At 36.1% G+C, this 11941-nt stretch carries 12 protein-coding genes and 1 riboswitch; of the genes, 7 read left to right on the top strand and 5 right to left on the bottom strand.

Going from position 1 to position 11941, the window contains the following annotated elements:
- Positions 1-44: 44 nt before the first annotated feature.
- Positions 45-419 carry a DUF2294 domain-containing protein gene (locus ASU02_RS24175; protein WP_408607312.1) on the bottom strand — a complete coding sequence of 125 codons (375 nt, stop codon included), beginning with the start codon at positions 417-419 and terminating at the stop codon, positions 45-47.
- 238 nt (positions 420-657) lie between these two features.
- Positions 658-794, top strand: a riboswitch (cyclic di-AMP (ydaO/yuaA leader).
- A 576-nt stretch (positions 795-1370) separates the two neighbouring features.
- On the opposite strand from ASU02_RS24175, the gene ASU02_RS24185 reads away from it, so the two are divergent.
- Positions 1371-2708: a TrkH family potassium uptake protein gene (locus tag ASU02_RS24185; protein WP_057767987.1), complete on the top strand. Its 1338-nt coding sequence runs from the start codon at positions 1371-1373 to the stop codon at positions 2706-2708.
- Positions 2709-2769: 61 nt separating this feature from the next.
- On the opposite strand, the gene ASU02_RS24190 is transcribed toward ASU02_RS24185, so the two are convergent.
- Entirely contained in the window at positions 2770-4512 is a 1743-nt protein-coding gene (locus ASU02_RS24190; protein ID WP_057767988.1) for a methyl-accepting chemotaxis protein, read from the bottom strand.
- An 88-nt stretch (positions 4513-4600) separates the two neighbouring features.
- Between ASU02_RS24190 and uvsE (ASU02_RS24195) the strand changes: the two genes are divergently transcribed.
- Positions 4601-5554, top strand: coding sequence for a UV DNA damage repair endonuclease UvsE (uvsE, locus tag ASU02_RS24195; protein WP_057767989.1), 954 nt, complete (start codon positions 4601-4603; stop codon positions 5552-5554).
- Positions 5555-6046: 492 nt separating this feature from the next.
- A complete protein-coding gene (gene uvsE / locus ASU02_RS24200; protein WP_057767990.1) occupies positions 6047-7012 on the top strand; it encodes a UV DNA damage repair endonuclease UvsE in 966 nt (321 codons plus the stop codon).
- 31 nt (positions 7013-7043) lie between these two features.
- On the opposite strand, the gene ASU02_RS24205 is transcribed toward uvsE (ASU02_RS24200), so the two are convergent.
- Together ASU02_RS24205 and ASU02_RS24210 are read right to left on the bottom strand one after the other, a co-directional pair.
- On the bottom strand, positions 7044-7466 hold the full coding sequence (locus tag ASU02_RS24205) for a pyridoxamine 5'-phosphate oxidase family protein (RefSeq protein ID WP_057767991.1): 423 nt from the start codon (positions 7464-7466) through the stop codon (positions 7044-7046).
- Positions 7467-7479: 13 nt separating this feature from the next.
- Positions 7480-7845, bottom strand: coding sequence for a carboxymuconolactone decarboxylase family protein (locus ASU02_RS24210; protein ID WP_057767992.1), 366 nt, complete (start codon positions 7843-7845; stop codon positions 7480-7482).
- 206 nt (positions 7846-8051) lie between these two features.
- On the opposite strand from ASU02_RS24210, the gene ASU02_RS24215 reads away from it, so the two are divergent.
- Positions 8052-8297, top strand: a complete 246-nt coding sequence (locus tag ASU02_RS24215) for a transcriptional regulator SplA domain-containing protein (protein ID WP_057767993.1) — start codon at positions 8052-8054, stop codon at positions 8295-8297.
- Positions 8294-9322, top strand: a complete 1029-nt coding sequence (gene splB, locus ASU02_RS24220; protein WP_057767994.1) for a spore photoproduct lyase — start codon at positions 8294-8296, stop codon at positions 9320-9322. The genes ASU02_RS24215 and splB overlap by 4 nt, the downstream gene beginning before the upstream one ends.
- 447 nt (positions 9323-9769) lie before the next feature.
- Here splB and ASU02_RS24225 read toward each other — a convergent pair whose 3' ends face one another.
- Complete coding sequence (locus ASU02_RS24225) at positions 9770-10714, bottom strand: AEC family transporter (protein WP_057767995.1); 945 nt, start codon at positions 10712-10714, stop codon at positions 9770-9772.
- Between the two features lie 119 nt (positions 10715-10833).
- On the opposite strand from ASU02_RS24225, the gene ASU02_RS24230 reads away from it, so the two are divergent.
- Together ASU02_RS24230 and ASU02_RS24235 are read left to right on the top strand one after the other, a co-directional pair.
- Positions 10834-11610 carry a YqcI/YcgG family protein gene (locus tag ASU02_RS24230; RefSeq protein WP_057767996.1) on the top strand — a complete coding sequence of 259 codons (777 nt, stop codon included), beginning with the start codon at positions 10834-10836 and terminating at the stop codon, positions 11608-11610.
- A 79-nt stretch (positions 11611-11689) separates the two neighbouring features.
- The gene (locus ASU02_RS24235; RefSeq protein WP_057767997.1) at positions 11690-11863 is read left to right on the top strand and encodes a hypothetical protein; all 174 of its coding nucleotides are present in this window, start codon (positions 11690-11692) and stop codon (positions 11861-11863) included.
- The last annotated feature ends 78 nt before the right edge of the window (positions 11864-11941 follow it).

The following is an 11941-nucleotide window of genomic DNA, read 5'->3' on the forward strand; positions in this document are numbered from 1 at the left end:
GTTAAGTTATTGATCTAGTAATTAATATTTACATGTAAAAGCATTTATGAACCGATTTCTAAACATTTCTCTAAGTCTTTATCCATAATAAATACTTCAATTCTTTCTCCAGTTTTCGTACTAATATCACTATGTGAAGAAAGAACTTTGCAGCCAGTGAGATGTTCGATAATATTTTCATAATCTTCACTATACATTTCACGGAGGAGCGACCGCATTTGTTTTACGAGTTTTTTTCCAGAAGAATTGTGGACAAGATGCTTTTCTTCAACAGTAAGGACCCCTTTAAAACGGATGATTAGCATATCATTGATAATATACGTTTTGGCTTCCTGTGGTCCTCTGCCGATTAGATTACGCTGGAATTTAATAAATGCTCCACTTATCTCAGCTTCTAATTTCTTTTTTGAATGTAACATAATGCCTCCATTAATCTTCTGGATTTCATGGAATTTATCATAATGTCCACGCTTCATTCTTGTCAAGATAAAATTATGATGATTATGTTTTCGAAAAACAAAGGAATAATGAGCAAAGCTGAGTTTTCATTGAGCGATCTGATGTAAATGACTGAAAATGGCTAAATAGGGTTCTTTTTTTTAAAAAAAGGGGTTTACAAAGAATTATATCAGGAGTAGAATACTTCCATAAATAATAATTTGATATCGGCCAAATCTCAATGATTGAGAACGGAGGACCCATTTTAGGGGGTTAATTCTGCATGCAGAAGGGATGAGATACTCTTTCGCCATCCTACCCGTCAGCTAACTTCGTCGGCTAAAGCGAAGGAGGTCATAAGACCACCTTAATTCAGGGGGCTTTTTTGTTGTGTGTGAAAGCAAGGGAGCAGCCTGACTAATATGTAGGTCTTTTTATTATGCGTATGATGAACAAATGTGAAAAGTGGCTTGATCATCCCTGACTAGAACAAGGCGAGTATCACGAAAAGATGTACTTCCCTTTCTGGGAGGATTTATATGTGACATCGAGGGGGAGGCGCTCCTCCTATAAGGTTTCGCTTATCGTGTGGAATGCTGCCGGAGGATTCCTTGTGGAGCTATACATAGCCCAACTTGTCACAAAGTTTTCCGAAACATTCGATTGCATAATTTTTTGGACAATAAATAATTTTCTTGGAAGACGGAACGCAAAGAGAGTTTAGTGACTTGCTGGGCGTTAAGTAGACCATGATTACTTTCTCATTTTAAAAAAATGTGGTTTTGCAATATTTGACAGTCAAAGCGTGTTATGAAATACACGACAATGACTATGATAACTATTGCATGCTTCATTTCGGAGAAAAGTTCTCATGGTCTTTTTGTGTACGATTGATGGGATAAAAATATAGTCAAAGCAGTCAGGAGATAACAATGAAAAAACAAAAGTTCAATCTTGATCCTCCCAAATTTCTAGTTTTGGGCTTTGCAGGAGTCATTTTAATTGGTGCAATTCTATTGACAACCCCTATTGCTACAGAAAATGGTAAAGGTCTTTCATTCATAAATGCTCTATTTACTGCCACTTCCGCTACTTGTGTAACAGGGCTAGTAGTTGTTGATACTGGTGATACTTTTACGGTTTTTGGTGAATTGGTGATCTTATTTCTCATTCAAGTGGGCGGTTTAGGATTTATGACTTTTGCCACTTTTTTATTTCTTCTTCTTGGAAAAAGAATTTCTTTGAAAGATAGACTCCTTTTAAAGGAGGCTGTTAATCATCTGTCCATTGCAGGTGTCGTAAGGTTAGTGAAGAGAATTCTGATTTTTACTGCTGTAATTGAGATACTTGGCGGAATTATTCTTTCTATTCGTTTTTCTTTTGAAATGCCAGTTGGGAAAGCTATTTATTATGGATTCTTTCATGCCATATCTAATTTTAATAACGCTGGTTTTGATCTAATGGGAGGATTCCAGAGTTTAACGTCCTATGTAAATGACCCAACTGTTGTCCTTACTATTTGTGGGCTAATTACTCTTGGAGGATTAGGCTTTCTTGTTATGAATGATTTGTATGAATATAGGGTAAGCCGCAGATTAACTCTCCATTCAAAAGTTGTTATTTATGCAACTTTGATGCTCACGATTGGAGCAGCTATTTTTATTTTCCTAATTGAATACGGAAATGTAAAAACACTAGAGCCATTATCCTTTCAAGGAAAGATACTGGGCTCCTTGTTTCAAAGTGTAACAGCAAGAACCGCAGGGGCAAATACGCTGCCGATTGGTGATTTAACGCATTCCGCTTTATTACTGATTATCATGTTGATGTTTATAGGTGCTGGTTCAGGGTCAACTGCAGGTGGGATAAAAATTACAACCTTGGCCGTTTTAGTTGCTGCGGTCTGGACTCAAATTAGAGGTAAAGAAGATGTTGTTCTATTCAGACGGAAAATTGCTCTGGAAACAATATTAAAAGCATTGACTGTTACCGTAATTGGATTATTTATTGTCGTTATTGTGACCATGATTCTTTCAATTACAGATAGGGGACATAATTTTATTATGTATCTTTTTGAAGCTGTATCTGCATTTGGAACTGTTGGGCTGTCCATGGGATTAACTCCAGACCTATCACCATTGGGCAAAATTTTGATTGTTTTAACGATGTTTGCAGGAAGACTTGGCCCGCTGACAATTGCCCTTGCAATAACCATGAGGCGTAGAAAAGATTCTTTTCATTACCCAGAGGGGAAAATTTTGATTGGATAATAGAAAAGACCGAGGGTAGCGTACTGCCCTCGGTCGCAATAGGTAATAGAAAGACTAGAAATTAGACCTTAAATTTCTCATTTATTGTTTTTAAATCATTTGACATGTGGCTAAGGCTGTTGGCTAAGGATTTAATTTCCATCGTTGAGCTGTTCATTTGCTGGGAAGATGCTGCCACTTGTTCAATTCCCGCCGCATTTTCTTCTGAAATGGCCGCGATTTCTTCAATTGAGTTCGCCATCAGCTGCTGTTTATTTGTGATAGACTGTAATTCGTTATACATATCAGTAACTAAGTGATTCATATTTGAAATGATAGTTGAGATTTCAATGAATGCCTTTCCTGTTTCACTTAAATAATTCTGGCCTGCAACAACTGCATCTAATCCGTCTTTCATGTGGGTGACCATATCATTCGTGTTACTCTCCACCTTTTCAACGATAGAGTGAATTCCATCAACAGAGTTGGATACTTGTTCGGCTAACTTTTTCACCTCAGTTGCAACGATTGCAAATCCCTTTCCGTGCTCTCCAGCTCTTGCAGCTTCAATGGCTGCATTTAATGCAAGCAGGTTCGTTTGTTCTGCAATATTTCTTATGAAAGAAACAAGTGATGACACTTCCTTGGTATGTGAATCTAGTTTTTGTACATCAGAGGCTGACAAAGAAATCTTCTTGTAGATATCATCCATTGACTCAATAGTATGATTCATAAGGCTAATGCCGGCTGATGCGGATTGTGTAATCTCCTCATGCGCTTCTTGCAGCTCTTTTCCATTTTTGTTTGTTTGATTAATTGAATTTGAAAATTCTCTCATATTTTCAGCAAAGACCATTGCAAGTGAGGCTTGAGATTCAGCTCCAGATGCCATTTCATCCATTGTCTTTGCTATTTGAATCGTACCATCATTTAGCTCAGTTGACCCGTTTAATAAACTAATACTTTGATTATTTACATTGACCGATAATGTTTGCATTTGGTTTACAATTTCTTCAAGCGTGCTGGTCATGCTGCTCATCGCTTTGTGAAGTAATCCAATTTCATCATTGGCTTGATTTTTAATTTTCAATAATTGGCTATTTGCCTTTACAAGATCACCAGTTGCGATAGTTGATGCAGCCTTGCTTATCTGGGTTAATGGCGATAGCTTTTTTCCAAAAAATTTATATGTAACAGTAATGATGATGCACAAAAGCAGCAATGAAATTCCTAAGAAAATGGGTGTAGTTTCCGTTAATACTTTTTTTGTTATTGAATTGACTAAATTTGCCTCCATATCAACCCCAACGATTCCAATGACAGCTCCTTTTTCATCCTTAATTGGTGCAAATGCTGACATGTATTCTCCATATTCAGGATCAACGACAATATCAGTACTGCTAGTTCCTCCATCCAATACGGGGGTTAAATCCTCAATTGATGTTGCTGTAGTCATTTCACCGATTTCAGCAGCTTCTTCTGCAGTTGGGTATCCATCGATCATAATATGGGTACCATTATTCTTATCAATCTGGAGTGTATATACATAAAGTGCACCTGTTTTTTCGCGAAAATCATTAAGCTGTAATCGGAGTTTATTGTAAGTATTATTCTGCACAGGATTCTCTAAGAAATTTTTATACATAGCAGGGTCAATGGCAGCGGAGATTCTTTCCGCGTGAAGAATGGAAGTCTCCTTTAGTGTTTGTTTAATTGATGATTTGGAATTAAGGTATAGAAATCCCGAGTTCACAATGAATAATCCAATGATTATTAATAATAATATGAATGATAGCGTGCGTTTTAACGATTTTTTTCTTTGCAATTTTTATTCCTCCAGTCTGAATCGTTGTCTAATTATATCGACAAAATGCGACAAAATAAAGAAGTTATTTATAAAAAGGGGAATGTAAATGAGGATTCGATTTGGATATGTCGCGAATGCCTTAGGATTATGGGAGGCGAGTCCCTCTAAAACCCTAACATTTACTCGGTATTCAGCACTTCCAAAAGAAGAACGGTTAGAAAAGCTTAAGGCAGTCACTGCACAGAATATTTATAATACAAAAAGGATTTTGTATTATAATCTGGCAAATGAAATAGAGCTTTACCGATTTTCGAGTTCGCTTGTTCCATTAGCTACGCATCCAGAGGTTATGTGGGATTTTGTTACACCTTTTAAAACGGAGTGGGAAGAACTTGGACAAATAGTAAAACAGCTAAAGCTGCGCCCTAGCTTTCATCCTAATCAATTCACACTGTTTACTAGTTACAAAGAAGAAGTAACAGCGAATTCGATTAAAGATATGGAATATCATTATACGATGCTTCAAGCAATGGGGATATTAGAGCAGGCGATCATTAATATTCACATTGGCGGAGCCTATGGAGATAAAGAAACGGCTTTAAATCGATTTCACGAAAATATAACAAACTTGCCAAATCAAATAAAAAATATAACAACTTTAGAAAATGATGATAAAACTTTTAATGTAGAAGAAACCCTCCGTACTTGCGAAAAAGAAAATATGCCAATGATCCTGGACTATCATCATCATTTAGCAAATAAGGGAGGAGTGGACCTTTCAATCTATCTGCAGCGGATTTTTAACACTTGGGAACAAACAAACCTTTTACCGAAAGTTCATCTTTCATCACCGAAATCAGAAGGTGCGTTTCGATCCCATGCAGATTATGTTTCGAAAGAGTTTGTCCTGCCTTTTTTGAAAATGGTTAAAGAAATAAATATGGATATAGATATTATGATAGAGGCAAAGATGAAAAACTTAGCAATGCAAAGGCTTGTAGAAGAAATCGCTTCAATACGTGGAGTTAAACGAGTAAAAGGCTTTACTTTAGAGTGGTAAAGGAAGAGGAGTATGTGCTAATTATAGTCAGCAACCCTTCAATAGAGCCTTAGGTCATATTTAAAAGGCTATTGGCAAATAATATCTTTAGAAAATTTTATTCGGAGGATACAGTAATAAATGTCCATATTCCTTAGCCTGTTTTTTGGCCGTTTTATGGATGTTAGTATGTCAATTTGTATTAGGCAGCTCAAATGGCAAATACGGGATTCACTATGGTGGATTTGTTTCTATGAGTGCTAGGAAAGCTATAATGACATACTTTATCAAAGGAATTCCGTTTTGCGCTAATAAGTATTGATGCACTTGTACCAGTCTAATAGATGTCTCAATAACTGCATTGTACCAAGTATGGCAATGACTTCATGATTAAGTATAAATGCGGGAATAGTCTATACTTACATCAGACAAAGTAATACTAGCAAGGAAGAAAGAATGAAAATAATTGTACATAGTTTTATCACATATTTTTAATCTAAAAGGAAGTGGAAAATGACAATTGTAAGGCTTGGGTATGTGGCTATGAGTATGGAATTGAAAAATGCATCACCATCGAAAACCATGACTTTTGCGCAATTTCAGAAGATAGAGGACAGAGAAGCGGCTATAAGAAAGTTAGAGAGGATAGCAATTTCGAATCTAGAAAATACATTAAGACTCTTAAAACATAATGCTGCTTCATCTATTCATTTTTATCGTTTAACCTCTCGGCTTATTCCATTGGCTAATCATGAGGCGCTGCCAGATTGGAATTATATTAGGCCGCTTAAAAGTTTGTTAAAAAAAATAGGAGATTTTGCTAAAATAAATGGCATGAGGCTTGATTTTCATCCTGATCATTTTGTGTTAATAAATTCTCAAAAAGAGGATGTTTTGAAAAACTCATTAAAGACATTAAAGATGCATTATTTCTTATTGAAAGGAATGGGGATTGATCATACCCATCGATGTGTTATGCATGTCGGAGGAAACTACAAGGAAACCGAACGATCCTTAGAAAGGTTTGTAGACAATTGGATGGAAGTTCCGAAATCCATACAGGACATGATCATGCTAGAAAATGATGATACAAGCTTTACCTTGGAAGATACTTTGTACTTATGTGAAAAGCTGGGAATCCCGCTTGTCTTTGATTATCATCATCATCTAGCCCATCATAAAAATCCGAATTGGGAAGAACAATGGGAACGCATAGTGAACACATGGAAAAATTCCCCACTGCCAATTAAAATGCATATATCAAGTCCGAAGTCTGCAGCTTCATTTCGACATCATGCAGATTATATTGATATATCTATGTTTTTTGAATTCCTTAAAAAAGTGAATGGGTCGATCCCTCAGATTGATTGTATGATCGAAGCAAAAATGAAGGATCAAGCACTTTTTCGACTAATGGAGGAAGTAAAACAACAAAATAATATTGAAATTATAGATGATTCTTCCTTCCAGCTACTATAGAATGGGGGACAGAAAAGATGTCCCCATTCCATTACAATATCAGTTCTTGTGATGTGCCTCCATGATTGTTTAAGAGCCGGATCACTTCTGGCTGGATTTGAAGTAATACATAATTTGGATCATCAGGTCCATTGAACCAGTTAGAAAATGATGCATTCCAAAATTGTGTTTTGATTGCTTGACTATCTTTTATTGATGCTTTTCCAGAAACTTCTACATAAGCATCTTCAAGCCCTTTATCTTCATATCCTAGGAGAATAGAAACCGATGGGTTTTTTTCTATTTCGTCTATTTTTTCAGTATCCATATTTGTTGGTGTGAATAAGGTTAAGCCTTCGTTATAAAATGTCATATATCGTGAATGAGGTTTATTGTTTTCAATTGATGAAAGAACTCCAGTCCGATGGTTAGAAATAATCTTAACAATTTGTTCCTTCAAAACCTTCTCGCTCATGCACCCTTCTCCTTCATTGCATTCTTTGGCTCAGTTCCCCAATACATTCCTGAACAAGAGTCACTCCTTGACTCATGGATGCTCCACCGCCAAATGCAGCTGTTACTCCAACTGCTTCAAGAATTTCTTGTTCGGAACATCCGTGGTCAAGACAGCCTTTCGTATGATAAATAATACAATACTCATCCTGAGCATGGAGACTGATCCCAAGTGCGATTAATTGCTTTTCCCTTTGAGTTAGTGCTCCTTCTTGAAAGCACGCTTCAGTAAATGTATTAAAATGACTTGCAAATTCAGGCATTTTTTCGGTAAACATGCCTAGTCCTTCTTTATATTTAATAAGTGCAGCTTCAGTCGAGTTCCTAGCTTCAAATGTCATTTTTTAATCAACTCCATTTACAAATTTGGGTGTATCAAAAGTTATTATGAGCTGATTAAAGATCTTTAAACAAAAAACTTCTTATGGTTTTGATTCACACTTTCCATAAAAAAGAAAACATAAACTCATGAGCAAAAGGCAAAATTTTATAAAGAGATAATAGGACAAAGGGGCAGGAATTGTGTCCCTATCAATGAGGTGAAAGAATGAATGATTTTCAAGCCGGCGATGTTGTTTATGTTTTCTACCGAAATCCCCATACACAGGATGTGGCAAATATTCAAGCAGCAGCTGTAGTGAATAATCCTGATAACCCTAATGAACTGGCATTGTTTTTATATGAGACATATTATCCTCTATCTAACGAAATGGCTGTGTATTCTACAGAAGAAGAGGCAAATGCTGCATATAATTATTATTACGGAGATATTTCTGGAGGGGTGCTGGGATGAATAAACCATTTACCCCTAGGCTTGTATACTTTGAGCCACAAAGTTTAGATTATCCGTTAGGTAAAGAACTGCTGGAAAAGTTTGAAAAAATGGATGTGGAAATCCGCTATACAACTTCTCACAACCAAGTAAGGAATCTTCCAGGTGAAAATGATTTACAAAGATACCGGGTGGCAAAGTCGACACTCGTCGTTGGTATTCGAAAAACGTTAAAGTTCGATACGTCTAAGCCCTCAGCAGAATATGCCATTCCATTTGCAACAGGGTGTATGGGGCATTGCCACTATTGCTATTTACAAACGACAATGGGGAGTAAACCATACATTCGTACTTATGTAAATGTGGATGAAATTCTAGAAGCTGCCGACAAATATATGGCAGAGCGAGCACCAGAGCAAACAAGATTTGAAGCATCCTGTACATCTGACATTGTTGGAATAGACCATTTAACACATTCATTAAAAAAGGCGATTGAACATTTTGGAAAATCAGACCTTGGAAAGCTAAGATTTGTAACAAAGTTTCATCATGTGGATCATCTGCTTGATGCCAAACATAATGGAAGAACAAGGTTTCGCTTCAGCGTAAATGCTGATTACGTTATTAAGAACTTTGAACCGGGAACTTCTCCTTTAGAAAAAAGAATTGAGGCGGCAGGCAAAGTTGCTAGAGCAGGGTATCCTCTTGGCTTTATCGTTGCCCCCATTTACCTGCATGAAGGATGGGAGGAAGGTTACTACGATATGTTTGAGCGGTTAGAAAGGGAACTGCCTCCAGAAGCGAAAGAAGATTTAACCTTTGAGTTCATTCAGCACCGGTTTACAAAGCCGGCAAAGCGAGTCATTGAAAAGAATTATCCAATGACAAAATTAGAGTTAGATGAAGAGAAACGACGGTACAAATGGGGGAAATACGGGATAGGGAAATATATTTATCAAAAAGAGGACGAAGAGGATTTGAAAAGCCATCTATTTGATTACATGAGAAATTTCTTTCCGAATGCAAAACTGGAATACTTCACTTGATCCATTATATCCCCTTTGATATTTGATGTGAAGAATGTAAGATCAACACGTGATACAAACATTCCATAGATTTTTATAAAATTTGGGGAATTGTGCCTGCGAGCAACACATACAGAAACTTATAGACCTTGAAATCAAAAATGAAGGGCAAAGAATTTAATCAGCGCATAAAGTATATCCAGCAAAAGTGGCTGAACGGAACAAAACCTCGAGGAACATCAGTAAACATAAAGAGATTATTAACGCTAATGGGGATATAAGTCAGATTATGATTCCTGGGACAACGGAAGGAATGATTGGAAAAGCTTTAAAGGGAGAAGGATATTAGGGCATTCAAATATCTGTAAAAATTGTCATAAGTGATTGAGATACTGAATGCCGACAGCTAATAGAAGAAATTTTAGATAGGGACTGGGAGCATGTTGAATTTCTAAAACGAATCCTCCATTAAAAATGATTATAAATAATGCTTAGTATTAAATATAAAAAGGGGATGGTGAAGATACATAGAAGTGTAGTAATTAATACACCTAACGAAGCAAATAAAGTATCTGCGTTATATTTTTGTGAGAACAGTATGATTGTCGGTGCAGCAGGCATTCCAGATACGAGAATAGCAATAATCAACAATGAAAAAGGGACGTTTAAAAAAGTAAATGGGAGTAATAAAAAGGGGATAAATAACAGTCTAACGAATGCCATCTTCCATAAGTGGGTATTTTTAATCAATAGAAATAGTTCATTATAATTAACCTTAGCGATCAAGCTTCCAATTAGCAGCATAGAGAGAGGAATGGTCATGTTACCTATGCTTTCCATCATGTTAGAAACCATTACAGGCAAATGGAATGGAAGCAGAAAAAGTATAATTCCAATGAATGTAGAAAATATTCCAGAATGGCAAAAGGTTTGTTTCCAGTTGAATTTGTGCTTGCTTTCACTAAATAGGAATAGTCCGTACGTCCATATGAGTATCAAATAACATAAATTAAAGATTGTTAAATAAATGATTCCTTGTTCTTCTAAAATGATGGAACTAACAGCATAACCAATAAACCCTTGATTTCCAAAAATTATTAGGCCCTCATATACATTTTTTTGTTTCTGTTCAAGAGCAGCTCGTTTTTTCATCCATATTGCTAAAAAGCATGATAGGACAAGGATATAGATGGACATGGACATGAGCCATAGAAAATCTTTTATTATATAAGCAGAAAATGTAATATCTAACGAACATATGATGAGGGCAGGTAATGTGATATATAGAATTAACTGTGTCAAAACGTCATTTGCGTGTTCATTTAAGATGTTTTTTTTCCTAACAATAAACCCAAGAAAAGCGATTCCGTAAAGGCCAAGCATTTCTTGCAAAAATGCTCCTGCAGAAGACATAATATCCCTCCTCGCTATAATATGAACGAAATATCTAGGGCATTAATTATTTTCCACTTTAATTAAACACTCTTAGGTATCTTAATTAATATTATGGATGGGAGGAGGCTAAGGTGTTTATGCAACTTCTAGATGGAAAACAAATTGAAAGTGTTCCCTGTATATTAGAAAAGAAATGGCAATATGATGCCTTTAAGTGTTTTAAAGAAAAACTGTCGGATATCAATAACCCCTTTCCGTGTATCCCTGCTACTATAGGGTTTAAACTAAATCATTTTAGATATGTCTTTTTAGGCGACCCAAGACTAAAAGAAACGCCAGCTGAATTAGCTGGAATGCTTAAAAAATATGGTCAAAAATCAAAAAGCTTTGGTCACTATACATCGTTAATTGCCATATTCCATACACCTGAAGATTTAATTAGAAAATATACAATAGAAGACTATCGTTTGCTATTTTGGTCTTTATTAAGTGAGATACGTACATTGGACGAAATCGAATGGCCAAGTCATATTCCGCGGGATCCAGAGCATCATGTTTGGGAATATTGCTTTGGAGGGGAGCAGTACTTTATGTATTGTGCTACACCCTCTCACAAGAAAAGGAGAAGCAGGTATTTTCCTTACTTTATTTTTGCTATTACCCCGCGTTGGGTGTTGGAACAATTCAATTTAAAGATTGAATCAGCAAATAAGATACGAAAAAATATACGAAACCGAATAGTAAATTATGATAAAGTAGAAATTCATCCGGATTTACACTTATATGGAAGCGAAGAGAATTTTGAATGGAAACAATATTTCCTAAGCGATGATCTCTCATCATCATCCAAATGTCCATTTTCATTTTTTCATATAAGTAATAATGAAAAGGTTCCGAAGCATAAAGATGAATAAGTCAGTATATTCCCGCCTGCTATGGTAAAAATAAGATTGGTGTAGTACACCATTACCTGCGATGTGGAGGGAAATAGCAATGAATATACGTGAAGGCCTAATACCAACAGCATTAGGGTCTGCTGTCACTGCAGCAGGTTATGCAATGAAACAGCAGCGCAAATCAAATAAAATGATTGCCAATACAGTTTTTGGTTTTGGCTTAGCACATGTAGTATTAGGGGTTATTGACCTAGTTGAACATCGCCGTTAAGAAGAGGCTGGGACATAACTAGCTTCAAATAGTGAGAAAGGTGAATTTGAGAGACCTCAAATTCACCTTTCTCTATTT

This window comes from Cytobacillus praedii (genome assembly GCF_001439605.1).
Lineage (GTDB): Bacteria > Bacillota > Bacilli > Bacillales > Cytobacillaceae > Cytobacillus > Cytobacillus praedii.

Coding starts and splice junctions, on each gene's coding strand:
- ASU02_RS24175 (WP_408607312.1), bottom strand. CDS start 419: ATGTTACATTCAAAAAAGAAATTAGAAGCTGAGATAAGTGGAGCATTT.
- ASU02_RS24235 (WP_057767997.1), top strand. CDS start 11,690: ATGAATATACGTGAAGGCCTAATACCAACAGCATTAGGGTCTGCTGTC.
- splB (WP_057767994.1), top strand. CDS start 8,294: ATGAATAAACCATTTACCCCTAGGCTTGTATACTTTGAGCCACAAAGT.
- ASU02_RS24215 (WP_057767993.1), top strand. CDS start 8,052: ATGAATGATTTTCAAGCCGGCGATGTTGTTTATGTTTTCTACCGAAAT.
- ASU02_RS24205 (WP_057767991.1), bottom strand. CDS start 7,466: ATGAGCGAGAAGGTTTTGAAGGAACAAATTGTTAAGATTATTTCTAAC.
- ASU02_RS24210 (WP_057767992.1), bottom strand. CDS start 7,845: ATGACATTTGAAGCTAGGAACTCGACTGAAGCTGCACTTATTAAATAT.
- ASU02_RS24225 (WP_057767995.1), bottom strand. CDS start 10,714: ATGTCTTCTGCAGGAGCATTTTTGCAAGAAATGCTTGGCCTTTACGGA.
- uvsE (WP_057767990.1), top strand. CDS start 6,047: ATGACAATTGTAAGGCTTGGGTATGTGGCTATGAGTATGGAATTGAAA.
- ASU02_RS24185 (WP_057767987.1), top strand. CDS start 1,371: ATGAAAAAACAAAAGTTCAATCTTGATCCTCCCAAATTTCTAGTTTTG.
- ASU02_RS24230 (WP_057767996.1), top strand. CDS start 10,834: ATGCAACTTCTAGATGGAAAACAAATTGAAAGTGTTCCCTGTATATTA.
- uvsE (WP_057767989.1), top strand. CDS start 4,601: ATGAGGATTCGATTTGGATATGTCGCGAATGCCTTAGGATTATGGGAG.